Below are 22,238 nucleotides of genomic sequence, written 5' to 3'. Positions count from 1 at the left end.
GAACTTGACCCCGGCCAAGCGGGGCGAAGAGAGGAATAAATATGTCGAAACCGATGACCAAGACCCAGCTTGTGGCTGCACTCGCCGAAGCAATGGATGCTGACAAGAAAACCGCTACGGTCGCGCTGGACGCAATCACCGACGTGATCACCAAAGAAGTCGCAGCGGGCGGCGCCGTGACCCTGCCGGGCATTGGCAAAGTGTATTGCCGCGAACGCCCCGAGCGTATGGTGCGCAACCCCGCCACCGGCGAGCAGATGCAAAAGCCCGCTGACAAGCAAGTCAAGGTTACCGTGGCCAAAGCGCTGAAAGACAGCGTCAACGCCTGATCCCTCTTATTGACGAGGGACAAGATACGGACAGGGCCGCAAGCGCAATGACGCGGGCGGCCCTTTTCTTTACCGCAATCAGGCTTTGGGGGACGCATGGATCTGCGCGCAATCGGAATGGGGCTGGCCTTTGCCCTGATGTGGTCGTCGGCCTTTACATCGACCCACATCATCGTGGCACAGGCACCGCCCCTTGCTTCGCTGTCTTTCCGCTTTCTGATCTCAGGGGTTTTGGGCATCGTGCTGGCCCTCGCGCTGGGACAAAGCTGGCGGCTGAACCGGGCACAATGGCGCGCCACGATCCTGTTCGGGATTTGCCAGAACGCACTGTATCTAGGCTTTAACTGGGTCGCGATGACGACGGTTGCGGCCTCGGTTGCCGCGATCATCGCCTCGACCATGCCGCTGATTGTCGGCGCATTGGGCTGGATCGTATTCCGCGAGCGCCTGTCACCCTTGGGGTTGTTCGGGCTGATCGCGGGATTTGCGGGCGTCGCGATCATCATGGGCGCGCGGCTGCAAGGCGGGGTGGACCCGTATGGCCTGATGCTCTGCGTCTTTGGGGCGCTGGCGCTGGCGGTGGCGACGCTGACCGTGCGCGGGGCGAGTTCCGGCAGGGGCGGCGTGTTGATGGTTGTGGGGGTACAGATGTTGATCGGGGCAGCGGTGTTGGCCGTGGTTTCGGTGCTGACTGAGACGATTTCAGTCAATGTCACGCCCAAACTCGCCACCGCCTTCATCTATACCGTCCTTGTGCCGGGGCTTGCCGCGACCTGGATCTGGTTTCAACTGGTTGGACGGATCGGCGCGGTGCGCGCGGCGACGTTCCACTTCCTCACCCCGGTCTTTGGCGTCGCGATTGCGGCGGTCGTTCTGGGCGAGCCGCTGGATTGGCATGATGCGCTGGGCGTCGCGGTGATTGCAGGCGGTATTCTGGCCGTGCAACTGTCCAAACAAAAGGCCGTGCGATGAGCGGCTGGGGCGAATTCATACTGGCGGGGTTTGCGTTTCTCGCCTCGCACGCGATCCCGTCGATGCCGCGCCTCAAGGGCGTATTGGTGGCCACGCTTGGCCTGCGCGGATGGATTGTCGCCTTTTCCACACTCTCCACCGTGCTGCTGTTCTGGCTGATTTTTGCCGCCGGACGCGCGCCTTATGTCGAGCTGTGGCCGCAAGACACTTGGGCACGCTGGCTGGTCAATATCGCGATGCCTTTGGCGATTTTGCTGGGCAGTTACGGGGTGGGCGCGCCTAATCCCTTCGCCTTTGAAGGTCGCGCCAGCGGGTTCGATCCCGTCCATCCCGGCGTCGCAGGGCTAACCCGCCAACCACTGCTTTGGGCGATCTTGCTATGGGCAAGCGCGCATCTGATTGCCAATGGCGATTTGGCCCATGTTATCTTGTTTGGTGCATTTGCGCTGTTCACCGGGGCGGGGATGCGCGCGCTTGAGGCACGCAAGCGCCGTGTCTGGGGTGCTAGCGAATGGCAGCGGCTAAGCGAGCACACAGCGCTGATCCCCTTTGCAGCTCTGCTGTCCGGGCGCTGGCGGCCAAGCGCCCTGCCCTCGCCGCTGCGCCTGATCGTAGCGGTGGCCGCGTGGGGCGCGCTCTATTACCTGCACGCCCCCGTTATCGGTGTCAGCCCGCAGCCTTAGCGCAGAGTCCGCAACAGCTCCAGCGTGGCATAGCCATCGGGCGCAAGGCCCTTGGCCTTCTGATAGGCCACGATCGCCTTGGCGGTGTTCGGCCCGATTTTGCCATCCGTGCCATCAGTATCATAGCCCGCCGCCGTCAGCCGCTCCTGCAACTCGATCTTCTGCGGCGCGCTCAGCGGCTTTCCGGTGCGCGGCCAATCCCGCACGAACGGCCCCTTGCCCTTGATACGATCCGCCAGATGCCCAACGCCGATCACATAGCTATCGGCGGCGTTGTAGCGCGAGATCGCCCGGAAATTCCCGAAGATCATAAAGGCAGGCCCCTTAGCACCCGCAGGCACAAGGATTGAGGCGGGACCGTAATTCGCAATCGATCCGCCCGTCGCCGAGCGCACACCCAGCGCCGCCCATTCCGCAGGCGACTTCTTGGTGCCCTTCCCGGTCAGGCTGTAATTGAAGCCCGCGGGCAAGGCGACCTCGACGCCCCAAGGCTGCCCCTTCGACCAGCCCGAGCGCGCCAGATAGGCCGCCGTCGAGGCCAGCGCATCGGTCGGATCATTCGACCAGATATCACGCTTGCCATCGCCCGTGAAATCGACCGCATAAATCTCATACGAGGTTGGGATGAACTGCGTGTGCCCCATCGCGCCCGCCCAAGACCCGGTCATATGGCGTTCATCGACATCACCCGACTGGATGATCTTGAGCGCGGCGATCAACTGCTTGGCAAAGAACTCACCGCGCCGCCCATCATAGGCCAGCGTCGCTAGTGCGGGGATGATCGCTGTAGTGCCGCGATGCGCACCATAGCGGCTTTCCATGCCCCAGATCGCGACCACGACCTCTTTATCGACGCCGTATTTCTTTTCGATCGCATTCAACTGCGGGCCATATCGGCGCAGCATCTGCTGACCGTTTGCGACCCGTTCGGGCGAAACGGCGCTATCGAGGTAATCCCAGATCGACTTGGTGAACTCAGATTGGTAGCGGTCGCGCTCAATCACCTTGGGATTATAGCGCACATCCGCCATCGCGCGGTTCCACGTCGACTCGGTGATGCCATTGGCCATCGCGCGCGATTTGAACCCGCGAAGCCACGCTTCAAAGCGCGCCTCGGTCGCGGGATCGGTAGCGGGGATCGCGTCAGCCATGGGCGTTGCCCCTTTGGCCATCGGTCGCGGCGAGGATTCGGGCGAGCCTGCACAGGCCGCCAGCCCAGAAAACGCGATAAAACTCAGAGGGATAAGATAGGAAAGGTTTGCCATGTTCTGCCCGAATGTTTGCCATTTCGAAACAGTCTAACAGGCGCATGGCGCGTTACAACGGAACTCGTCGCGCCGGGCGGTTTATTGCAAAGGCTTTTTCTCATCGCCGTAATAAGGCGTCATCTGCGCGACGATCACAGAGTTCTCGGCCAGCGCGCGATCCATCAATTCGCGTTCCTCATCGGGGATTTCATGGCCCTGCTCTTCGCGCTCGGCAATCGTTCCGTAGCCCGTCACATCAAGCGGTGCTAGATCAGCCTGCTTGAGGATCGCAACGGTTTCGCGCACCGCCTCGGCCTCATCGACGCCGCTCGCATAGCACAGCAAGCCCGCCCCCGAGGCCCCTTTGGGTAAACCATCATTCGGCGCACGCCCGACCTCGACCAGCAGGGTAAAGACCTGCTGGCGAGACGGTTTTTTAGCGGGTTTTTCGGGATTGTCGGCCATCAATCACGCAACAAATCATTGATGCCGGTTTTCGAGCGCGTCTTGGCGTCGACGCGCTTCACGATCACCGCGCAATAGAGGTTGATGCCATTTTTCGAGGGCATCGTACCCGACACGACCACCGAATAGGGCGGCACTTCGCCGTAGGTCACATTGCCGGTTTCGCGGTCCACGATCTTGGTCGACTGGCCGATATAAACGCCCATGCCCAGCACCGAGCCTTCGCGGATGATGCAGCCTTCGACCACTTCGGACCGCGCGCCGATAAAGCAGTTATCCTCGATGATCGTGGGGCCAGCCTGCATCGGCTCCAGCACGCCGCCAATTCCGACGCCGCCCGAGAGGTGCACGTTCTTGCCGATCTGCGCGCAGGATCCAACTGTCACCCAAGTATCCACCATTGTGCCGGTATCGACATAGGCACCGAGATTGACGAAGGACGGCATCAGAACCGCGCCCGGCGCGATATAGGCCGAGCGACGCACCACCGCGTTGGGCACCGCGCGGAAGCCTGCAGACTTCCACTGGTTCTCGCCCCAACCGGCGAATTTGCTGTCGACCTTGTCATACCAGCTGCTGCCTTGCGGACCACCCGACTGCATCTCCATGTCTTTCAGGCGAAAGCCCAGCAGAACCGCCTTTTTCGCCCATTGATTGACATGCCAATTGCCGTCTTCCTGCTTTTCGGCCACGCGCAACTTACCGCTGTCCAGAGCGTTCAGCGTGTCCTCGATCGCCTCGCGCATCGCGCCTTTGGTCGCGGGCGTGATCGTGTCGCGGGCTTCCCAAGCGGCTTCGATAGCAGTTTCCAGCGCGGCGTTGGACATGTCGATCTTCCTCTTTCAGGTGGCCTTTATCGAGATCAGCCTATAGTTGGTCAAAGCCAAACGCGCAATGAGCAGGACTAGTATGAAAGACGATCGCCGCCACCCGTTCCGCGACAGCCAAGAAGACGCTGCCGCCGCGAACCGCATCCCCGATACGCCGCAAACGCGCGCGCCCGCTTATCGGCTTGCCTTTACCGACACCGATTTCCTGATGCGCGAAGAGCTGCGCCCGGTGCGGCTGCAACTGGAGTTGCTGAAACCGCAGTTAATTTTGGACGAGCGCGGGATCGAAAGCACGATCGTGATGTTTGGCGGCGCCCGCATTCCCGCACCCGAAAACAAAGATAGCGCCAAGACGCCCTATTTGGCGGAACTGACCCGTTATTACAACGAGGCACGGAAATTCGCGCAGGAGATGACTGAACGTTCGATGCAGGATTATGGCCGCCAGAACGTGATCTGCACCGGGGGCGGGCCCGGCGTGATGGAGGCGGGCAATCGCGGCGCACACGAGGCGGGCGGTCAATCCATCGGGCTTAACATTGTGCTGCCCCATGAACAGGCGCCCAATGAATTCGTGACGCCCGATCTGGCCTTCAACTTCCACTATTTCGCGATCCGAAAGATGCATTTCCTGATGCGCGCCAAGGCAGTTTGCGTCTTTCCCGGTGGGTTTGGGACGCTTGATGAAATGTTCGAGGCACTGACCCTGATCCAGACGAAGCGAATGGCGAAGATCCCCTTCATCCTATTTGGTCGCGAGTTCTGGTGCGAGATCATCAACTGGGAGCGTCTTAAAGAAGCGGGCACGATTTCGCCCGAAGATCTGGATCTCGTGAGCTTCGTCGAAACCGCCGAAGAGGCGGTGGCAATCATCGACGGTTGGGATTACGAGAACTGCGCCTGAGGTGGTGGCTTACAGCCCCGTCTCGGCCGCGATCTGCGCCTTGGATTTGCGCGACCGCTCGGTTGCGGATTTCAACTGGCCACAGGCGGCCATGATATCCTCGCCGCGCGGGGTGCGGATCGGGCTGGCGTAACCGGCCTTGTAGATAATCTCGGAAAAGCTTTCGATGCGCTGATAGTCAGAGCGTTCATAAGGCGCGCCGGGCCATTCGTTGAACGGGATCAGGTTGATCTTCGCGGGAATACCCTTGATCAGTTTGACCAAACGATGGGCATCTTCGTCGCTATCGTTGATCCCCTTGAGCATGACATATTCAAACGTGATGCGTTCGGAATTAGACAACCGGGGATACTCGCGCAGCGTATTCAGCAGCGTCTCGATGTTCCAACGCTTGTTGATCGGCACCAAACGATCGCGCACCTCATCGGTGGTCGCGTGGAAAGACACTGCCAAGAGACAGCCGATTTCCTCGGCCGTCTTGGCGATTTCCGGCACCACGCCCGAGGTCGACAGGGTGATCCGACGGCGCGACAATGTCAGTCCCTCATTGTCCATCACGACCTGCATCGCATCGCGCACATTGTCGAAATTATACAGCGGCTCGCCCATGCCCATCAGCACGACATTACTGATCAAACGCGTCTCGTTCTTGGGGGTGTTCTGCTCGGGCCACTCTCCCAGATCATCGCGCGCCACCATCACCTGCCCGACGATCTCACCCGGCGTCAGATTGCGCACAAGTTTTTGCGTGCCGGTGTGGCAGAACGAACAGGTAAGCGTGCAACCGACCTGACTGGAAATGCACAACGTACCGCGCGAGTCTTCGGGGATATAAACCGCCTCGACCTCATGCCCGCCCGCGATGCGCAGCAGATATTTGCGCGTCCCGTCAGTCGAGACCTGTTTCGTGACGATCTCGGGCAGAGTGATTTCAAACTTTTCCGCCAACATCGCACGGTAATCTTTGGCGAGATTGGTCATCAAAGCAAAGTCGCGCACGCCCCAATGATATATCCATTGCCAGATCTGCCCCAACCGCATTTTCGCCTGCTTTTCGGGCGTTCCCGCTTCGATCAATGCATCGCGCAACTGCGCACGCGTCAAGCCGACAAGATTGATCTTTCCGCCCTCGGGCAATTTGCGCGGAATGGTGTGCACGTCTTGCGTGATCGGTGCATTGGGCTGGGTCATGGCGCGTTTCCTCGAAATCAAGGGCCTCATATAGGGGATTCGCCCCCGCGCGTGTAGCGGAAAACCAAAAAAATAACGCCCCGACCAGCGGCCAGGGCGCATTATTGAATTTCGCGGCGCTTATTTGCAGCGCGTCGCGGCCTCGTCTGTGGCAGCGGTAAAGCCCATCAATGAGAACGTATCTTTGGTCTGGGTGCCCCGGCCTGAATGTGCCGTGAGGGTCACTTCGCTGCCCGATTTGAGCGCGGCGACCACTTTGGCATCCTCACCCGGAGAACCAGCCCACGCACCTTCACCATCAGTGAAAAGCGTGAATTTATTTCCGCTTACGTCCAACTCGACCGTCGAACCCGACGCGAAGGGATACCCGCCACGGAACGAAATTTCTGGCGCCTTGCCGGGGCGATAGGTCACGAAGAGCAAGATATCGCCACGGCGCACTTGCACAACTTTACCGTCCTTGGTGTTGACCGTTTTCTTCGGTTTGGACACGCCCCAACACTCTTTGGGATTGTCGTCGACAAAGACACTCCAATCGGTTTCAGCAGCGACCCGATTGGTGCTTTCTTGCGCGACCGCACTATGCGCCACCCCAAATGTGAGCCCAATCACGGTCACGACCCGCAGACACATATTTTTCATGCTTACAGCCTCCAGCTGCCATTTGCCTCTGCATCGCCCGGGCTGATCACCCTTTTCTTGCTGGCGGATGCGTTTTCCACTCGATAACACCTGTTTAACCGATAAATGCCTAGAGGGAAAACCCCTGGTTGGCGAGAAATCGCGCATAAGATGAGGAGTTTGAAAATGGCAGCGGCACCGATGATCGAGTTTTGGCGTGGCGGGATGCTGGAATCCTTCCACTCGGGTCACGCTGTTGTCTTCGGACCCGACGGGATCGAAGCAGCCTGGGGCGATCCTGAAGCCGTAATTTTTCCGCGTTCATCCGTGAAGATGATCCAAGCTTTGCCCTTGGTCGAGAGCGGCGCGGCAGATGCCGCAGGGTTGAGCGAACGCCAACTGGCCTTCGCCTGCGCCAGCCATTCTGGTGCAGCTTTACATCGCGATGCGGCGGCTGAGTGGCTAGCAGGTTTGGGTATGCGCGAGGAAGACTTGCGCTGTGGCACCCATATGCCATGGGATACGGCCGAAAAAACGCGACTGGTCTGCTCGCATGAAGCGCCCTGTCAGTTGCACAACAATTGTTCAGGCAAACATGTCGGATTTCTCACGCTCAACCGACATTTGCGCGGTGGCTCGGAATATGTCGAGGTTACCCATCCACTCCAGCAAACGATCAAAACGGTGTTTGAGGAAGTGACGGATGTGACCTCTCCGGGGTTCGGGATTGACGGTTGTTCCGCGCCAAATTTTGCAACGACGGTGACGGGGTTGGCACGCGCGATGCAATTGTTTGCAGCCGCCAACCCTGAGGGTTCAACGCGAGAGCGCGCCGCCGCCCGCCTGACCCAAGCGATGGCGACCTTCCCTGAAATGGTCGCCAATGACGGGCGTGCCTGCACGGAATTGATGCGCGCGATGGGGGGAAAGGTGGCGGTGAAAACCGGTGCGGAAGCGGTTTATATAGCGATCCTACCGGAACAAAAGCGCGGCATCGCCCTCAAGATTGTGGATGGCGCGACGCGCGCCTCGGAAGCCGCAATTACGGCATTGCTGATCCGGCAGGGCGTACTGGATCGCAATCATCCGACGGTAGAGACGTGGCTTACCGGCGCGCAAAAAAACTGGCGTGGCATCGTTACCGGGGAAATTCGCATTGCACCGGGATTTGGCTGATCGCTAGAGCAGTAGCGACAGGCTTCCACTTGAGGCGTTTTGCAGCAAAGTTAGTGCCGCATCGCTTGAGCTGATTGCGCTAGTCGTGCTGAGTTGCGAGCGCAGCAAAAAGTCGCGCGTGAGCTTTTCAAGTTTGTTGCCATCGCTAAATTGCGCCGGGTCGGTGGAGCCATAAAGCTGCTTGGACTTTGCTGAATACATCCGCACCTGCGCATCTACATCTAGCGAACCAACACTACTTGGCAGGCCGAGCGCCGTCTGGAACACGCTACTCATCGTCGAAGACCCGATAATGGTATACCATTTTGTCGTTTCTGAATTAACTTTGGCAGCGAGTTCGGGCAAATCGCGCTGCAACGTCAAAGCAAGACGCATGTCATTATCGCTATCACCGACCGCGATTTCGAATTGGCGCGTTTCGTATTGCGCCAGTATCTCGTCTGAAAAATTCGATAGTGTCGTGCGTGGAATAGTATAGTCACCAAACCCGAAAGCTTGCGTCAAAGCGAGGTAAGTCTTGTCGGACAGCTTATTCGCAAGCGAATCGGTATCGAGCGAGCCTTCATCCAGAACTTTGCGAATGAAAAACTTATTGTCGATATCATCGTCTAGGCCGAATGCGCCCAGCGCAACCGTCAAGAGCCGGCGATCATCCACCAGCTCTTGAGCAGTCGTGATAGAGCCGATCTTTTCGCGAAAATAATCCTCGTTGCGTTGTATATCGCTTGAGTTGGAAAACGCCGCTTGCTGCTTCTCCATCGTGCGATTGAGGAAACTCCACCCGGCGAACCCCGTGAACGGAATGATCGGCTGATAGCTCATTGTGGATGAGCGGCCAAAAGCCGCGCCTCCCGTGGCAGAAGGCTGCGCAGGAATTTTAGCGCTTGATAGGGCTGCCCTTCCAGCACCGCGTGGCTTGCCGAGTTCAACTGCGCACGACTATCAAAATCTGTTAGCACTTGGCTTAGCTGTTCGATGCCGCGAAGAAGTTGCATTTTGGCGTCTTCTGGCTCGGCATCTCCAGACAGCACGAGCTGCGCGATATAACAGACGCGCCGCACCGGGGTGTTGACCTCTTCAGGGTGGATCGCATCGCGAAGCCGCAAGATGTGCGCGTTGGGTGTCATGATCGCAAGCCGCGAGCGGCGCTCGCCATTTTCGATCACTGCGCCGTTGATCAGCACCCGCTCTTTGGGAGCAAGTTTTAGAACAAGACCGCTCATGCCGCGCCCCCCTCTTGGCGGAGACCGCGCATGATCGACGTGTTGATTTCAATCAGAATATCAACCGTGGCCTCCCCCGCCAAAACCTTGCGGCTATGGGTCTGCGTGAACTTGTTGAGATAAAACAATCGCGCGCGCAGATCGTTGGGTAGTTCATTTTCAGGATCGGCAACATCTGACGCGAGCACCGTCCAAAGCTTGCGGTTGTCATAAACCGCAGTTGCGAGGGCGGGAAATTGCGCCTTTCCGGCGTCGGCAGCTTGTTTCAACCGCCGTGTGATACGCGCAAATACTTCGAACTCGGTGCCGCGCGCGGTACGCGCGGGTTGTTCGGGGTTTGCATAGGCCGTTTTGGCCAAGGTTGTAGCGAACACGGGAAATCCTTCCTGTGACTGAAGCCATCAAATCGCGGCTTTGCCGCGGCGAAAGGGGGCGCCGGATTCGGCGCCCCGATTTTTTATTAGCGGAACAGCGACAGGATGTTCTGCGGTTGCTGGTTGGCAATCGACAGCGCCTGAATACCCAACTGCTGCTGGGTTTGAAGCGCTTGCAAACGGGCCGAAGCCTCTTCCATGTCAGCATCGACGAGCGAGCCGATACCGTTCGTCATCGCATCCACTACCTTGCCCACAAAGCTGCTCTGGTTGTCCAGACGGGCAGCCGAAGCACCCAAGGCAGCAGCGCCACTCACAGCCGTCTGAATGTGGGTCTCGATCGCCGCAAGTGACGTGTTCGCAGCAGTCGCATCGGACACGTCGATGTCGGACAGGTCAAGATTCGCTTCGAAGTCAACCGACGCGACATCAATAAACTGTGCGCTCACACTATTGTCGGCAGCACGATCAATCGATGAGAGAATTTTGATACCCGCCGCCCCCTCTGTGTTGAGAAGGTTGGAGCCGTTGAATTGCGAACCGCTGATGATAGATGTGACCTGATTCGTGAGCTCAGTCACTTCGGCTGTGATCTTAGTGTGGTCAACGTTCGTTCCTGTAGCCGATACGATTTTCTCTTTAACTTGCTGAAGAAGATCAGTGATCTGCTCTGCGCCGTCCACTGCAACGGCCACCGTTGATTCACCTAGTGCCAACGAATCCGAAATGGCATTGAAGCCGCTGACATCTGATTCCATCACTTTCGAGATGGCCCAGATGGCTGCGTTGTCTTTTGCCCCGGCAATCGATTTACCGGTCGAGATTTCCGATTGCGTGCTCGCCAGATTAGAATTGATGCCTTTGAGAGTTTGCAGTGCAACCATGGCACTGCTGTTCGTCAGAATGCTGGACATATCATATTCCTAAGTTTTTGGCGCTTTACGCCAGATTTTCCAAACCGTTCTTTGAAACGGCGCTCATGTCATTCTGACCTTTGCGCAGCGATTTATCGCGACGCGCCATCACCTGTGATGCAGGGCTAGATTGCACAGCTTGCCCTAATGAATTGCTAAGGCCGGCGCTGTGGCCGGCCCTAATTCGATAGAATTTTCTTTAATGATTAATGGCTTATACACGATGTTCGAGAGAGCCATCGCCGCGCCGGATCGGGTTCATCTTGCCGGATTTATCATAAGCGTTGAACCCTTTGGAGGCGCTTAGAATTGCTTTCAAACGACGCTGCGCCGCGCGCACGCCCTGCAATGCGGCCGCCAGCAGGCGATGGTTTTCTGCCGCAGTGCTTTTCAACTCCTCAAGGCGCGTGGGATCAGCCCCCGCCAACTCGGCAATCAGAATCTCCTTACGATTCGCCATCTCTGCGAGGCTCGAAAAATCGCCCGTGCGAATCGCATCTCTCTCAAGACGCAGCAAATCGATCAACTCCGCCGTTTTGTCATTTTCAGTTTCGTACATTTTCATCCTCTCGCGCTTTCATCGCCTCAAAAATTGTTTCCGCCAGACCAATTCCACCCGCCCCGGCCATGAGCTGTGACTGCTCCTGACGCAGGAATGAGGCGAATTGCTCTTCGCCCACGCCCCCGCTGAACGCGCCCTCCATCTCTCCAAGACCTGCGTGTTTCAGCATCTCGGCCAGAAAGTTTGCCTCAAGTTCGATCGCAGCCGCGCGCATCGTCTCCTCGTGTTTTGTCTTTGAGGAGAGTGGCGCGCCACCTAGCGGGATCGGTTGAGTCAGGGTCATGGATGGCTCCGATTGATGCTATTTTTTTTGAATGTGCCATGGCGGGGTAAAGAATCAGTAACTCTCTGCTGACATGTTGGGACAGCCGCAGACAGAAAGTCGTGAGAATCATGATTCCACTTGCCACCCGAGACATGCTGACAGTGAAAACCGCGCCATCGAATCGAGATGTCAGCGCGGCATGGCCTCAATCGGCCTCGCCTGACATGCACTTTTCTCTCGAGTTTGGGCTTAGGGGGCCGACGTCCGTCGGGCGGCAAGAGCAGTGGAAAAATGCTGTGCAACAGGATCCGGCTGGCAGGGCCGAAGATGTCGAGATTGCTTCCAATTCCACGGGGCAACTCATTCACACATTGGCCCAGGCACCGAATTCAACGTCAAAACAGGCAAGCGAAGGGCGTGGCGCCTTCGCGGGCAAGCCGAATTTCGACGATACTTCACTTCTGAATCTGGCCGTACAGATGCCACTAGAACATTCGTTCGCCAACCTTGCATCGAATACCGGCGAGAGGAACTTGGCAGCTGCAATCACGGACGCGACGCAAACGAATTCGTTAAGTCAGATGTCGCCATACGATCCGACTCAAACGGCCTTCCAGTTCATTAACACAGAATTGGCCACGACGGCTCTGCCGAGTTCGTCTGCAGAAGCGCTGGCGCGTACAGCGGCGCCACTCGAAACAGCTGTCACGTCGCTTGACGGTGCTCACAATGCCGGGCGTCAGTCGCAGCAAACGCCGATAGGTGATCTGCTGGACAATGAAGCCCTAGTGACGAAACCCGCATCGATGACGACGGATGGGGAAGCGGTCGCACAAAACCCGCTGAAGACGATACCCAATCGCTCCGACATCTCGACTCCCGGAAAAGGCTTCGCATCTGGTGCTCGGCTTGAACAGAGTATTTCTCAGAATAAGGCTTTATCAGACGCCCTAAAGCCAGCCTTTCAAGACTTACCCGATAATAGCCTTGGCTTGACGCATGATCGGATGGTCGCGATGCCGGAGCAGCCTCCTATCGCCAATTTGACGACTTTGCCCAATGCTGCCCCGTCCACGCAAGTGCCCGGAGCCGAGCAACAGGCGGCATCTTTGCAGTATGCCACGCGCCACGTCCTCGCCCACGCCGCGACGATCCAGTCCGATTCGAACGGGGCAAATATTAATGCCCCTCAGGCGCGTGGCGCACAGTTACTGGCGGCCCAGACCGAAGCCAGCACAACCACGCAACCTGCGCCACTACAGGGTGCCACGCCCCAATCTGGTGCTGAGCCTGAGCTCGGGATGACGAGCACACCATTTCAGGTGAGTGCCATTCGCAAGGCTCAGAGCGGGTCAATAAATGCGGCGTTTCTTGCACCACAATCAGGGCCAGCATCCGACGATACCTCACTGCTTGAACCTGCGCTGTCTCGTGATTTTTCTGCCGTTGGCGAGACGCGTACAGACGCACGGCTAGATCGACTTGCCACGTCTCCGCAGGCTTCTGCGTCTCACTCGCAGATAAGTGCGGCAGCCCCACAAGCTGCGAGCACAATGCTGTCCAATAATCCGCAAGCGGCCCAAAATATCGCGACGCGCTTACAGGACGACGAGACGAGATTCGATCCGATCGATGATGTTCCCTCCGATACCGCAGTCGCGGCCCATGCCACCGCCGCCGCGCGTGGCGAGGCAATCGGAAACATCAGTTTGACAGCACCTACCATGGCCCAATCTGTCAGCCGTCAAATCGCGGCTACCGTTGTCCAGATGGGAGATCAACCTGTGGAGATCGCGCTTTCCCCCGAAGAGTTGGGAAAAGTTCGACTGGTTTTGCATGCGTCAGAACACGGCATGGTCGTGACTGTGCAAGCTGAGCGGCCCGAGACGCTTGATCTAATGCGGCGAAATATCGGCATGCTCGCCGCCGACATGCGCGATCTGGGTTATAGCGAGTTGAGTTTCAATTTCGGCGATCACCCCCAGCAGCATTCCGGTCAAGCCGAGTCCGAAGCCACGGCACAGGGCCTCAACAGCGGTGGCAATCGTAACGTTGAGACCGTCGCACCCATTCCCCACGCCCCCAAGACCCCGCATGACGCGAATGCCTCTGGGCTTGATCTGCGCATCTAGGAGACCGCAAATGACCACTATTTCCTCTGTCGCCGCCACGACGACCACAACTGCAAACCAGTCGAGCACCAGTTCGCGTTCGGAAATCAGTGCAGATTTCCAAACTTTTCTGACGATGCTGACCGCGCAGTTGCAAAACCAAGATCCGCTAAATCCGGTCGACAGCACCGATTATGCCACACAATTGGCGACCTTTTCAGGGGTCGAGCAGCAGGTGAAAACCAACGATCTGTTGGAATCTCTGGCCGCGCAACTCGGTGCTTCAGGCATGTCGGAATTGGCGGGATGGGTCGGTATGGAGGCGCGCACAGAAGCGCCCGCTTGGTTTGATGGCAGCAGCCCGGTGACGCTGGCCCCTAACCCCGTTCGCGGCGCGGATCAGACTGTGTTGGTAGTGACGGATGCCAACGGCAACGCGATCTCGCGCGAAGCCATCTCGACAACCAATGAGCAGTTATCATGGGCGGGGCAGGACGGTTCTGGCGGCACGCTTCCGGAGGGGCTCTATTCGTTCAGTCTCGAAAGCTACAATAGCGGAACGCTGATCGATACGAGCACAGTCGAAACCTATGGCCGCATTACCGAGGCGCAAGGCAGCGCAGATGGCACGCAACTGATCCTAAGGGGCGGTACGGTCATTGCGACCAGCGCTGTAAACGCCCTGCGCGAGGGTTGAAGCTTGCGCGAGGGCTAAAGAAGATCGCCCAAAATCACCCCGATCATGACAAGCCCCATCGCGCCGGCCCCTAGCAGAACATAGGGCCAACGGCGCGGGGCCGGTGGTGTGACAGTCGGCTCGGTCTGTCTGCGCAAGCTGGCCTTGAGCAGATCCGGCAATTCCGGCCCAAAGCGCGCCAACACCTGAAACGTGCGGCGCAAATCGCGCAGCGCTGCACGCGGCCCCAAGTTTTCACGAATGTATTTCTCGACAACGGGATGGGCCACTTCCCACATATTGATTGTAGGATGAAGCGACCGCGCCACGCCCTCAACCACAACCATAGTGCGCTGCAATAAGATCAGTTCCGTGCGGGTCTGCATTCCGAAACGCTCGGTCACCTCAAACAGATAGGCAAGCAAGCGCGCCATTGAGATATGCCCGGCATCCATCCCAAAGATCGGCTCGCCGACCGCGCGCAGAGCCAGTGCAAAATCTTCGACGTCCTGATCGGCAGAAACATAGCCCGCCTCGAAATGGACCTCGGCAACACGGCGGTAATCACGCTGGATGAAGCCCATCAGAATTTCGGCATAGACCCGGCGCGTGTATTCGTCGATCTGCCCCATGATGCCGAAATCATAAGCCAAAATATCGCCATTTGCCGCGACCTTGAGATTGCCGTGATGCATGTCGGCGTGGAAATACCCGTCGCGCAGCGCGTGGCTAAGAAACAGTTGCAACACACGCTCGCCAAGCGCCTGCGTATCATGCCCGGCAGCCACCAGAGCCGCGCGATCGCCCATTGGCAGACCTTCGGCCCAGTCCAGAACCATCACGCGCTTGGCAGACAGATGCCAGACAGGTTGGGGCACTTTGAACCCCGGATCGCCTTTGGTATTGGCCCCGAATTGCGAGGCGGCCGAGGCCTCCAACCGCAAATCCAACTCACCCATCACCACCGATTCGAAATGCTTGACGACCTCGGTTGGGCGCAGACGCCGCGAGGCAGGCGAGAGCCGCTCGATCATGCCCGCCGCGAAATGGAACGCATCGATATCGCGACTAAACGCACGTTCGATCCCTGGGCGCAGCACCTTCACAGCAACCTGTTTCCCGGTATCGGCGCGCCGTGCGGAATGGACCTGCGCGATTGACGCCGCCGCAACGGGTTCGGAAAACTCTATAAACAGTTCGTCTGCGGAAGCCCCCAATTCTTCGGCGATCATCCGCTTTGCAATCGCGCTATCAAAGGGCGGCAGCTTGTCTTGCAACACCCGCAGCTGGTCGGCAAGTTCCTCGCCCACGACATCGGGCCGCGTCGATAGAATCTGCCCAAATTTGATATAGGCGGGCCCCAACGCCGTAATCGCCCGCGTCACCGGTGGTAGGGATTCGTCGCCCTTGTAGCCAAGCCACGCGAACGGCCAGCTGATGCCATAGGCCAAGGCGCGCAACCGGGGCGGCGCGTCCATCGCTTCAAGCGCCTGTTGCATCGCCCGAGAGCGCACGAAGGTCGCGCCGGTACGAATCAAGCGCCAGATATTATGCGGTCCGCGCATTTATAGCTTCCAGCCGGAATGCAGCGCCGCAATTCCAAGCGAGAGATTTCGATAGCTGACATTGCCGAAGCCAGCCGCCCGGATCATCGTCGCGAAGCTTTGTTGATCGGGGAACTTGCGGATCGATTCGACCAGATACTGATAGCTGTCACGATCCCCGGCCACGATTTCGCCCATCTTGGGAATGATGTTGAAGGAATACAGATCGTAAGCCTTCTGCATCATGTCATTCGGAAGCTGGCTGAACTCCAGCACCGTCAGCCGCCCGCCCGGACGCAGCACGCGATATGCCTCGGCCAAGGCGTCTGCGATGCGAGTCACATTCCGAATCCCGAAGGAAATCGTGTAAACATCGAAGCTATTATCAGCGAAGGGCAGCGCCATCGCATCGCCCACAACCCAGTCGAGACTGTCGGCCATGCTCTCGGCCTCGGCGCGTTTGCGCCCTTCGATTAACATCGGCTCTGTCATGTCGCAAACGGTGGCGTGGGCATGGCCTGCGCGCTTCAAAAACCGAAACGCGACATCGCCTGTGCCGCCTGCCACGTCCAGCAATTGCTGGCCCGGACGTGGGGCCAGCCAGTCCATCATCGCGTCTTTCCAGACCCGGTGAATCCCGACGCTCATCAGGTCATTCATAATGTCGTATTTCGAGGCCACGCGCGAGAAAACGCCATGAACCATACCGGCCTTGGCATCCTCATCCACCGTCTTAAAACCGAAATGCGTTGTCTTGGAGGTGTCTGCGCTCATGTTTTCGCTCTCAAGCCCTTGCCGATCCTGAATTCTCCCCCTTCTTATAAGAGCCCTTCCGGCCATTACAATGCGACAGGAGTGAACAATGCCCGAACTGCCCGAGGTCGAAACGGTGCGACGCGGCCTTGCCCCGGCGATGGAAGGTGCACGGATCGAGCGGGCCGAGGTCAACCGCCCCGATCTGCGCTGGCCTTTGCCTGAACGGATGGCAGAACGCTTGGCCGGGGTTACGGTAGAGCGGTTGCGGCGACGCTCAAAATATATCCTCGCTGACCTTGATACCGGCGAGAGCCTGCTGATTCATCTGGGCATGTCGGGGCGGATGATGGTGTCGGGCGTGATTCTGGGAGAGTTCCATCTCGATCATCCCGCGCCTTTGAAACATGACCATGTCGTGCTGTACATGGAAGGCGGTGCGCGCGTGACGTTTAACGATGCCCGCCGTTTTGGCGCGATGGATCTGGTGCGCACCGATCGTGAGGCGGCGCATTGGCTGCTGTCAGGGCTGGGGCCCGAACCCTTTGGCAATGACTTTCACGAGGATTATCTGATCGAGGCACTTAAACGCCGCGCCACGCCGATCAAATCCGCGCTACTCGATCAGCATGTCGTCGCGGGGCTGGGCAATATCTACGTCTGCGAGGTGCTACATCGGGCCGGAATTGATCCGCGCCGTCAGGCCAAACGCATTTCTAATCAACGCATTGCCAGCCTCGTGCCGATCGTTCGCGACGTTCTCAGCGAGGCTATTGAGGCAGGCGGATCAAGCCTGCGCGATCACCGCCAAGCGGATGGCGAACTGGGATATTTTCAACACAGCTTTCATGTCTATGACCGTGAAGACGCCCCCTGCCAGCATTGCGCCACACCAATCCGTCGCATCGTACAGGCCGGGCGTTCCAGCTTTTTCTGCCCGCAATGCCAAAAGTGACGTCACGCGTTGGCGCAAACAAGACGCTTGATTTGGCCTTCTCACCTGATAGGACTCCCGTTCAAAGTTAAGGAAAGGCAAGACCGAATGGCCTACCAGACCCTGATCGTCGAGATTGAGGATTACGTCGCCCTGATCCGGCTCAACCGCCCGGACGCGCTGAATGCGCTGAACGCCCAATTGCTGGGGGAATTGGCGGATGCGCTGAAATCGGCGGATGAAAATGACAAGGTGCGCTGCATCGTCATTACCGGCTCGGACAAAGCGTTTGCCGCAGGCGCCGACATCAAAGAGATGTCGGAAAAAAGCTTTGTGGACATGTTCACGTCTGATTATTTCGGCCCCGAATCCGAGGCCATCACCCGCACGCGCAAGCCGATCATCGCTGCGGTGTCGGGCTATGCGCTTGGCGGCGGCTGTGAATTGGCACTGATGTGCGATTTCATCATTTGTTCGGAAAGCGCGAAATTCGGCCAACCCGAAATCAACCTCGGCGTTATCGCCGGGATTGGCGGCACACAGCGCCTGACGCGCTTTGTTGGCAAGGCGAAGGCAATGGATATGCACCTCACCGGGCGCTTCATGGATGCAGCTGAAGCCGAGCGCTCGGGGCTAGTCAGCCGCGTTGTGCCCAATGCCAAGCTGATCTCCGAAGCGATGGCCGCCGCGAAAAAGATCGGCGAAAAATCCATGCTCGCCACCGCAGCCGCGAAAGAGGCGGTAAATCGTTCGTATGAAACGACACTGCACGAGGGCATTTTGTTTGAGCGCCGCTTGTTTCACGGGCTGTTTGCAACCGAGGACCAGAAAGAGGGCATGGCGGCCTTCCTTGAAAAGCGCGAGCCGCAGTTTCGCGACAAGTAAGATGTGCAGCGCAGCATTGTGACGATGCAGACGGGGCTTTGGCCCCGTTTCGCATTTTCGGGGGTTTCCTTCGCAACGTTCTTGCCTTAAAGACGCCGCTTACATGCGCGTGGAGCCCGCTTAGGCTAGAATCAACTAGGTTCGCTGGAACCCGGGCTGTCGTGCAATTTTGATATTTGAACAGACCCGGAAAGTGGAAGAACACCATGGCAAACACGCCCCAGTCCAAAAAACGCGCCCGTCAGAACGAGCGCCGTCAAGACGTCAACAAAGCGCGCCGTTCGCGTATCCGCACCTACCTGCGTAAAGTCGAAGAAGCGATCGCTTCGGGCGATCAGGAAGCGGCGACCACCGCGTTGCGCGCGGCTCAGCCCGAATTGATGCGGGGCGTGACCAAGGGCGTCGTTCACAAGAATACCGCGTCGCGTAAAATGTCGCGTCTCGCCTCGCGGGTGAAAGCTCTTTCGATTTAAATCGTAAAAAGCGAATAAAACTTTCGAATAAGGGCGCCAGCTTGGCGCTCTTTTTTATTTTTATAAACTTTTCATGGACTTGCCATACCAGTGTTGCCTTTTTGCGCAGCCTTGTCAGATTCGTTTTCGGAAATCCGCCGTCAAGTGAAAAGGTCAGTTGCCTGCGCGCTCACCGAATTGCTAGTTTCACCAAGCGATTCACGTCGCCTTGGGGGACATAACGTATTTTTCTGCTAACGAGGGCGGTAATAAGTCTGCCGTTTCAATAAAGTAACGCCGTAACCTCGGTCTGGAAAAATACGATTCCGATTCTATAGGGCCTCTGCCCTTTGGCTTCGGCAGGTAATGCTGCCACCGACTTTTGTCGGGTGGTCAGCTATGTCCCGTTGCGTGGTTTAAGCGGCTGCCATCCGCTTTGACCGTTCTCCGCCCAAGGTGACACGCGTCGCACCTGATGTGTGTATTTGATGGGCGGGATCATGACGGACGAAACCTGGGGGCAGGTCTGTAATCAGCTTCAAAAAGCTGTCGGACAAAATAATTATACGACTTGGATCGCGCCGTTGGAGCCTGCGGGCCTAACCGATGGTATTGCGTCGTTTCACGCGCCGACCAAATTCATGCGTGACTGGGTGTCGCGCAATTTTGCCGAACCGATCCTGCGCGAAATGCGCCATGCAGGCGTGATCGTGGAGCGCATCGAAATTCTGGTGCATAAGCATCGCCCGGCCAATTCGGCCCCGGCACCAGCGCGCCTGAACGCAGCCGCAATGCGCAAACCCGCAAGTGCGAGTGACGCATCTCTGCCCAGCGCGCCGCTTGATGGCCGCTTCACCTTTGACAGCTTTGTCGTCGGCAAACCCAATGAGCTGGCCCACGCTGCCGCCAAACGTGTCGCCGAAGGTGGCCCGGTAACATTCAACCCGCTGTTTCTCTATGGTGGCGTTGGCTTGGGCAAAACACACCTGATGCACGCAATCGCCCATGATCTGCACCAGCAGCGCTCCAATCTGCGCGTGCTGTACCTTTCCGCCGAACAATTCATGTATCGCTTCGTGCAAGCCTTACGCGACAAGCAGATCATGGACTTCAAAGAGATGTTCCGTTCGATCGACGTTCTTATGGTCGATGATGTGCAGTTCATCGCCGGGAAAGAAAGCACCCAAGAAGAATTCTTCCACACGTTCAATGCGTTGGTCGATCAGGGCAAGCAGATTGTGATTTCCGCAGATCGCGCACCCGGTGAGATCAAGGACCTTGAGGAACGCATCAAGTCGCGCCTCTCTTGTGGTCTCGTCGTTGATCTGCATCCGACTGATTACGAACTACGTTTGGGCATTTTGCAAACCAAAACCGAGAATTACCGCGCTGAGTATCCGGGACTACAAATCGCGCCCGGCGTATTGGAGTTCCTCGCGCATCGCATCACTTCGAATGTACGCATTCTCGAAGGGGCGCTGACGCGTTTGTTTGCTTACGCATCGCTGATCGGGCGCGAGATTTCTCTCGATCTGGCACAGGAATGTCTCAAGGATCAGCTGCGCCAATCCGAGCGCAAGGTCACTGTCGAAGAAATCCTGCGCAAGGTGGCCGAGCATTACAACGTGCGCCTATCCGATCTGGTCGGACCCAAGCGCCTGCGTGCCATTGCCCGTCCGCGTCAGGTCGCGATGTTCTTGTCAAAGTCGCTCACCACGCGGTCGCTGCCTGATATCGGGCGTCGGTTTGGCGGTCGGGATCACACCACAATCATGCACGGCATTCGCAAAATCGAAGAGCTGCGTGCGTCCGATTCGCAACTTGCCGAAGATATCGACATGCTGCGTCGCCTTCTTGAAAGCTGAAACGGCCACTCGGGCTTGACCCTCGGTGCAAAGCAACAGAATGTCTCGGAAAATCTATTGTGCCGGCGCGGTGAGGTGCTACGTTGCCTTCCCCGGACAGACTCTTGAGGGAACGACATGAAATTCAGCATTGAACGCGCGGTGCTTCTGAAAGCCGTTTCGCAGGCCCAATCTGTGGTAGAACGCCGCAACACGATCCCGATCTTGGCAAATGTCCTGATCGAGGCCGAAGGCGACACCGTACAGTTTCGCGCAACCGATCTGGACATTGAGGTCGTCGACAAGGCGCCTGCCAAGGTTGAACAGGCTGGCGCGACGACGGTTTCGGCGCTGATGCTGCATGAGATCGTGCGCAAACTGCCCGATGGGGCGCTTGTGGCGATTGCCAATGATCCCGCCGCCGGACGGTTGAGCGTGCAAGCGGGGCGGTCGAGCTTCAACCTTGCCACGCTGCCCAAGGAAGATTTCCCGGTCATGGCAAGTTCGGAATATGCGGCGAATTTCGCGGCCAAGGCCGGGGTGCTCAAACGCCTGTTCGACAAGTCGAAATTTGCGATCTCGACCGAAGAGACGCGTTATTACCTTAACGGCGTCTATATGCATGTCGCAACCGGCGAAGACGGTCAGGTGCTGCGCTGCGTGGCGACCGATGGGCACCGTCTGGCGCGCATTGATGCAGCCCTTCCCGATGGCGCGTCCGATATGCCGGGTGTCATCGTGCCGCGCAAAACGGTGAACGAAATGCGCAAATTGCTCGATGATGACGATCAGGAAATCGCGGTCTCAGTGTCTGAAACCAAGGTGCGCTTTGCCACCCCGGCGATCATGCTGACCTCAAAGGTGATCGACGGCACCTTCCCCGATTACACGCGCGTCATTCCCGTGGGCAATACCCGCCAGCTGGAAGTCGACGCCAAGGAATTCGCCAAGGCCGTGGATCGCGTGGCGACTGTCTCGTCGGAACGCTCCCGCGCGGTTAAGCTGTCGCTTGAAGCCGACAAGCTAGTGCTGTCGGTTAACGCGCCCGATGCAGGGGCAGCCGAGGAAGAGCTGGTCGTAGCGTATAACGACGAGCCGCTCGAAATCGGGTTTAACGCGAAGTATCTGCAAGAGATTGCCGATCAGGTGGATCGTGAAAACGCCGTTTTCCTTTTCAACTCCTCGGGCGATCCGACCTTGATGCGCGAAGGCGGTGACACGTCGGCAGTCTACGTCGTCATGCCGATGCGCGTGTAACGCCTGCCGGATGCCTCCGGCGGGAG

Annotated in this window: 25 protein-coding genes; 12 read left to right on the top strand and 13 right to left on the bottom strand. The window is 58.0% G+C overall.

The genetic code is table 11. The features are described 5' to 3' along the window. Positions 1-41: 41 nt before the first annotated feature. From ACN0SD_RS02155 to ACN0SD_RS02145, 3 genes are all read left to right on the top strand, one after another. Positions 42-329: an HU family DNA-binding protein gene (locus tag ACN0SD_RS02155; RefSeq protein ID WP_038064337.1), complete on the top strand. Its 288-nt coding sequence runs from the start codon at positions 42-44 to the stop codon at positions 327-329. Between the two features lie 96 nt (positions 330-425). Then, a complete protein-coding gene (locus ACN0SD_RS02150) occupies positions 426-1,301 on the top strand; it encodes a DMT family transporter (protein WP_417806564.1) in 876 nt (291 codons plus the stop codon). Beyond that, entirely contained in the window at positions 1,298-1,984 is a 687-nt protein-coding gene (locus ACN0SD_RS02145) for an NnrU family protein (protein ID WP_417806563.1), read from the top strand. The genes ACN0SD_RS02150 and ACN0SD_RS02145 overlap by 4 nt, the downstream gene beginning before the upstream one ends. On the opposite strand, the gene ACN0SD_RS02140 is transcribed toward ACN0SD_RS02145, so the two are convergent. The 3 genes from ACN0SD_RS02140 to dapD form a co-directional block, all read right to left on the bottom strand. Next, positions 1,981-3,156 carry a lytic murein transglycosylase gene (locus ACN0SD_RS02140; protein WP_417806756.1) on the bottom strand — a complete coding sequence of 392 codons (1,176 nt, stop codon included), beginning with the start codon at positions 3,154-3,156 and terminating at the stop codon, positions 1,981-1,983. The genes ACN0SD_RS02145 and ACN0SD_RS02140 overlap by 4 nt on opposite strands. A gap of 174 nt (positions 3,157-3,330) precedes the next feature. Further along, on the bottom strand, positions 3,331-3,696 hold the full coding sequence (locus tag ACN0SD_RS02135; RefSeq protein ID WP_417806562.1) for a hypothetical protein: 366 nt from the start codon (positions 3,694-3,696) through the stop codon (positions 3,331-3,333). Further along, positions 3,696-4,523: a 2,3,4,5-tetrahydropyridine-2,6-dicarboxylate N-succinyltransferase gene (gene dapD, locus ACN0SD_RS02130; RefSeq protein WP_417806561.1), complete on the bottom strand. Its 828-nt coding sequence runs from the start codon at positions 4,521-4,523 to the stop codon at positions 3,696-3,698. The genes ACN0SD_RS02135 and dapD overlap by 1 nt, the downstream gene beginning before the upstream one ends. A gap of 82 nt (positions 4,524-4,605) precedes the next feature. Here dapD and ACN0SD_RS02125 point away from each other — a divergent pair, with 82 nt between their 5' ends. Beyond that, positions 4,606-5,430, top strand: a complete 825-nt coding sequence (locus ACN0SD_RS02125) for an LOG family protein (protein WP_417806560.1) — start codon at positions 4,606-4,608, stop codon at positions 5,428-5,430. Positions 5,431-5,439: 9 nt separating this feature from the next. On the opposite strand, the gene rlmN is transcribed toward ACN0SD_RS02125, so the two are convergent. Beyond that, on the bottom strand, positions 5,440-6,621 hold the full coding sequence (gene rlmN / locus ACN0SD_RS02120) for a 23S rRNA (adenine(2503)-C(2))-methyltransferase RlmN (RefSeq protein WP_417806559.1): 1,182 nt from the start codon (positions 6,619-6,621) through the stop codon (positions 5,440-5,442). Between the two features lie 120 nt (positions 6,622-6,741). Next, complete coding sequence (locus ACN0SD_RS02115) at positions 6,742-7,263, bottom strand: invasion associated locus B family protein (protein WP_417806558.1); 522 nt, start codon at positions 7,261-7,263, stop codon at positions 6,742-6,744. Positions 7,264-7,428: 165 nt separating this feature from the next. Between ACN0SD_RS02115 and ACN0SD_RS02110 the strand changes: the two genes are divergently transcribed. Continuing rightward, on the top strand, positions 7,429-8,418 hold the full coding sequence (locus ACN0SD_RS02110) for an asparaginase (protein ID WP_417806557.1): 990 nt from the start codon (positions 7,429-7,431) through the stop codon (positions 8,416-8,418). A 3-nt stretch (positions 8,419-8,421) separates the two neighbouring features. Here ACN0SD_RS02110 and ACN0SD_RS02105 read toward each other — a convergent pair whose 3' ends face one another. The 6 genes from ACN0SD_RS02105 to ACN0SD_RS02080 form a co-directional block, all read right to left on the bottom strand. Beyond that, positions 8,422-9,240: a DUF1217 domain-containing protein gene (locus ACN0SD_RS02105; RefSeq protein ID WP_417806556.1), complete on the bottom strand. Its 819-nt coding sequence runs from the start codon at positions 9,238-9,240 to the stop codon at positions 8,422-8,424. Further along, on the bottom strand, positions 9,237-9,641 hold the full coding sequence (gene flbT / locus ACN0SD_RS02100) for a flagellar biosynthesis repressor FlbT (RefSeq protein WP_417806555.1): 405 nt from the start codon (positions 9,639-9,641) through the stop codon (positions 9,237-9,239). Before flbT ends, ACN0SD_RS02105 begins: the two co-directional genes overlap by 4 nt. After that, positions 9,638-10,015, bottom strand: coding sequence for a flagellar biosynthesis regulator FlaF (gene flaF, locus ACN0SD_RS02095; RefSeq protein ID WP_417806554.1), 378 nt, complete (start codon positions 10,013-10,015; stop codon positions 9,638-9,640). Before flaF ends, flbT begins: the two co-directional genes overlap by 4 nt. Positions 10,016-10,101: 86 nt before the next feature. Further along, positions 10,102-10,929 carry a flagellin gene (locus ACN0SD_RS02090; protein ID WP_417806553.1) on the bottom strand — a complete coding sequence of 276 codons (828 nt, stop codon included), beginning with the start codon at positions 10,927-10,929 and terminating at the stop codon, positions 10,102-10,104. 214 nt (positions 10,930-11,143) lie between these two features. Next, the gene (locus ACN0SD_RS02085) at positions 11,144-11,488 is read right to left on the bottom strand and encodes a hypothetical protein (RefSeq protein ID WP_417806552.1); all 345 of its coding nucleotides are present in this window, start codon (positions 11,486-11,488) and stop codon (positions 11,144-11,146) included. Beyond that, on the bottom strand, positions 11,475-11,774 hold the full coding sequence (locus ACN0SD_RS02080; RefSeq protein ID WP_417806551.1) for a rod-binding protein: 300 nt from the start codon (positions 11,772-11,774) through the stop codon (positions 11,475-11,477). The genes ACN0SD_RS02085 and ACN0SD_RS02080 overlap by 14 nt, the downstream gene beginning before the upstream one ends. 110 nt (positions 11,775-11,884) lie before the next feature. Here ACN0SD_RS02080 and ACN0SD_RS02075 point away from each other — a divergent pair, with 110 nt between their 5' ends. Both ACN0SD_RS02075 and ACN0SD_RS02070 read left to right on the top strand, forming a co-directional pair. Then, complete coding sequence (locus tag ACN0SD_RS02075; protein WP_417806550.1) at positions 11,885-13,888, top strand: flagellar hook-length control protein FliK; 2,004 nt, start codon at positions 11,885-11,887, stop codon at positions 13,886-13,888. A gap of 10 nt (positions 13,889-13,898) precedes the next feature. After that, positions 13,899-14,564: a flagellar hook capping FlgD N-terminal domain-containing protein gene (locus ACN0SD_RS02070; protein ID WP_417806549.1), complete on the top strand. Its 666-nt coding sequence runs from the start codon at positions 13,899-13,901 to the stop codon at positions 14,562-14,564. A gap of 14 nt (positions 14,565-14,578) precedes the next feature. Here the strand turns inward: ACN0SD_RS02070 and ubiB are convergent, their stop codons facing one another. Together ubiB and ubiE are read right to left on the bottom strand one after the other, a co-directional pair. After that, complete coding sequence (gene ubiB, locus ACN0SD_RS02065; protein WP_417806548.1) at positions 14,579-16,108, bottom strand: 2-polyprenylphenol 6-hydroxylase; 1,530 nt, start codon at positions 16,106-16,108, stop codon at positions 14,579-14,581. Next, a complete protein-coding gene (ubiE, locus tag ACN0SD_RS02060) occupies positions 16,109-16,861 on the bottom strand; it encodes a bifunctional demethylmenaquinone methyltransferase/2-methoxy-6-polyprenyl-1,4-benzoquinol methylase UbiE (protein ID WP_417806547.1) in 753 nt (250 codons plus the stop codon). It lies immediately after the preceding gene. 88 nt (positions 16,862-16,949) lie between these two features. On the opposite strand from ubiE, the gene mutM reads away from it, so the two are divergent. The 5 genes from mutM to dnaN all read left to right on the top strand — a co-directional run bounded on the left by mutM (position 16,950) and on the right by dnaN (position 22,212). Continuing rightward, entirely contained in the window at positions 16,950-17,795 is an 846-nt protein-coding gene (gene mutM, locus ACN0SD_RS02055; RefSeq protein ID WP_417806546.1) for a bifunctional DNA-formamidopyrimidine glycosylase/DNA-(apurinic or apyrimidinic site) lyase, read from the top strand. Positions 17,796-17,882: 87 nt separating this feature from the next. Continuing rightward, entirely contained in the window at positions 17,883-18,659 is a 777-nt protein-coding gene (locus ACN0SD_RS02050) for an enoyl-CoA hydratase (RefSeq protein ID WP_417806545.1), read from the top strand. Between the two features lie 206 nt (positions 18,660-18,865). Continuing rightward, positions 18,866-19,132, top strand: a complete 267-nt coding sequence (gene rpsT, locus ACN0SD_RS02045; protein WP_417806544.1) for a 30S ribosomal protein S20 — start codon at positions 18,866-18,868, stop codon at positions 19,130-19,132. Between the two features lie 479 nt (positions 19,133-19,611). Continuing rightward, a complete protein-coding gene (dnaA, locus tag ACN0SD_RS02040; RefSeq protein WP_417806543.1) occupies positions 19,612-20,976 on the top strand; it encodes a chromosomal replication initiator protein DnaA in 1,365 nt (454 codons plus the stop codon). 117 nt (positions 20,977-21,093) lie between these two features. Further along, on the top strand, positions 21,094-22,212 hold the full coding sequence (gene dnaN / locus ACN0SD_RS02035) for a DNA polymerase III subunit beta (protein WP_417806542.1): 1,119 nt from the start codon (positions 21,094-21,096) through the stop codon (positions 22,210-22,212). Positions 22,213-22,238 lie beyond the last annotated feature (26 nt).

The sequence above is a fragment of the Thioclava sp. genome, from assembly GCF_048263065.1.
Lineage (GTDB): Bacteria > Pseudomonadota > Alphaproteobacteria > Rhodobacterales > Rhodobacteraceae > Thioclava.
This window is presented reverse-complemented; position numbering and strand designations above follow the sequence as displayed.